This window comes from Polynucleobacter sp. 35-46-11 (genome assembly GCF_002281105.1).
Window position 1 is genome coordinate 1 of record NZ_NCFJ01000498.1, and the last position, 1,843, is coordinate 1,843.

General features: G+C 50.9%; 3 protein-coding genes. 2 read left to right on the forward strand and 1 reads right to left on the reverse strand.

Annotated features, from left to right (window positions below):
- A partial coding sequence (locus B7Y67_RS16835) for a YicC/YloC family endoribonuclease (protein WP_293599613.1) occupies positions 1 to 744 on the reverse strand: 744 nt, incomplete at its 3' end.
- A gap of 32 nt (positions 745 to 776) precedes the next feature.
- Here B7Y67_RS16835 and rph point away from each other — a divergent pair.
- Together rph and B7Y67_RS16845 are read left to right on the forward strand one after the other, a co-directional pair.
- On the forward strand, positions 777 to 1,508 hold the full coding sequence (gene rph / locus B7Y67_RS16840) for a ribonuclease PH (protein ID WP_293599614.1): 732 nt from the start codon (positions 777 to 779) through the stop codon (positions 1,506 to 1,508).
- Positions 1,509 to 1,526: 18 nt separating this feature from the next.
- On the forward strand, positions 1,527 to 1,843 hold a 317-nt coding region (locus B7Y67_RS16845), incomplete at its 3' end, for a non-canonical purine NTP pyrophosphatase (protein WP_293599615.1).

A 1,843-nucleotide genomic window follows, 5' to 3' on the forward strand; every position in this document is an offset into this window, starting at 1 on the left:
ATGAGTCTTGAGTCGAGCAAACTCTTCCGCAACATCGATACGAACTGCGTAGAGCACCACCTCCTGACGAATACGCTCCATCAACTCCGTGCCAGAACTACCCTTGCCCTGCTCTTGAGCTGCTAATGCTTCAGCCAAGCGTTCAGTGAGTTTTTCTTGGTACTGAGAAACGTAAGCCGGCACCTTAGGCTCAATGCTCTTCACAATCTCACGCATTTTGCTTGTGATAGTCGTTAATACTGTGACTAAGGCCTTGCCTTCGGCATGGCGGCTATCCATGAGGACAGCCAAAGCAGCACGACCAGCTTCCACAGTAGCGGCAATCCAACCCTCTTCCTCACCTCTTGGTTCAGAAACAATGCCAGGCCAGCGCAAAATATCCGAAATCCGCAATGCTTCAGCATGGGGAAAAGCGACTTGAGCATGCTCCTGCAAGGTATACAGGGCGTCTAAACGATCTTTGTTTAGGGCACCCAAGGCATGGGGGTTGGCTTTGGCAGCTCCCGCTGCACCCGAATTAACGCGCCATGCGGCCCGAAACTCGACCTTGCCTCGAGATAGGCTTTGAGTCGCCATTTCTCTTAAGGCAGGCTCAGCCCCGCGACACTCATCCGGAAGACGAAAGCCCAAATCCAGAAAGCGGCTGTTGACAGCCCGACATTCCACCTGCAGATCAGCTACTACACCAGCTCCTAGGGAAACTTGGCGTGAAGCGCTGCCATAACCAGTCATGCTCGATATCATATGGACATTGTAGATCTTTAGGACCAAACCCCATGACCAAGCCCAACATCACCCGCCCTAGTGGCCGCACCCCTACGCAATTGCGCCCAGTGAGTATCAGCCGTGCTTTTACCAAGCATGCAGAAGGCTCAGTTCTGATTGCTTTTGGTGATACCAAGGTACTCTGTACCGCCAGTATTCTGGAAAAGGTACCTCCCCATAAAAAAGGCTCAGGTGAAGGTTGGGTTACTGCTGAATACGGCATGCTCCCCCGCTCCACTCACACCCGTAGCGATCGTGAAGCTGCACGAGGTAAGCAGTCTGGTCGCACACAAGAGATTCAGCGCTTGATTGGCCGTGCGATGCGTTGCGTCTTTGATCTCAAAATATTGGGTGAAAGAACTATCCATCTTGACTGTGATGTCTTACAAGCTGACGGTGGAACCAGAACCGCATCAATTACGGGCGCTTATGTTGCCGCACGTGATGCGATTAATACCCTCCTGCAAAGTGGTGTACTGAAATCAGATCCTATTATTGATAGCGTTGCAGCGATTTCTGTTGGCATCTACCAAGGCGTGCCAGTGCTTGATTTGGATTACCCAGAAGACTCTTCTTGCGATACGGATATGAATGTCGTTATGACCGGCAAAGGCGGAATGATTGAAGTGCAAGGTACTGCTGAAGGCGCAGCATTCTCCCGCTCTGAATTAAATGCGCTCTTAGATTTAGCAGAGCAAGGTATTGCGGATTTAACGCAACTCCAAAAAGAAGCATTTAAATAAAAGATCAAAGGGTAGCTGGTGCAAAAACTCGTTCTCGCTTCTAACAATGCCGGTAAGGTTCGAGAGTTCCAGGAGCTCTTGGCGCCCTTTCATTTTCAGGTTATCCCTCAGGGTGAGTTGGCCATTCCGTCAGCAGAAGAGCCGCATCACACTTTTGTTGAGAATGCCTTGACTAAAGCACGTCATGCCAGCGCAGCTAGTGGCCTACCTGCTCTTGCCGATGACTCCGGAATTTGTGCCCACGCATTAGATGGCGCACCTGGAGTCTACTCAGCGCGTTATGCAGGTGTTGATGGGGATAGCGCTGCTAACAATCAAAAACTGATTGCAGCCCT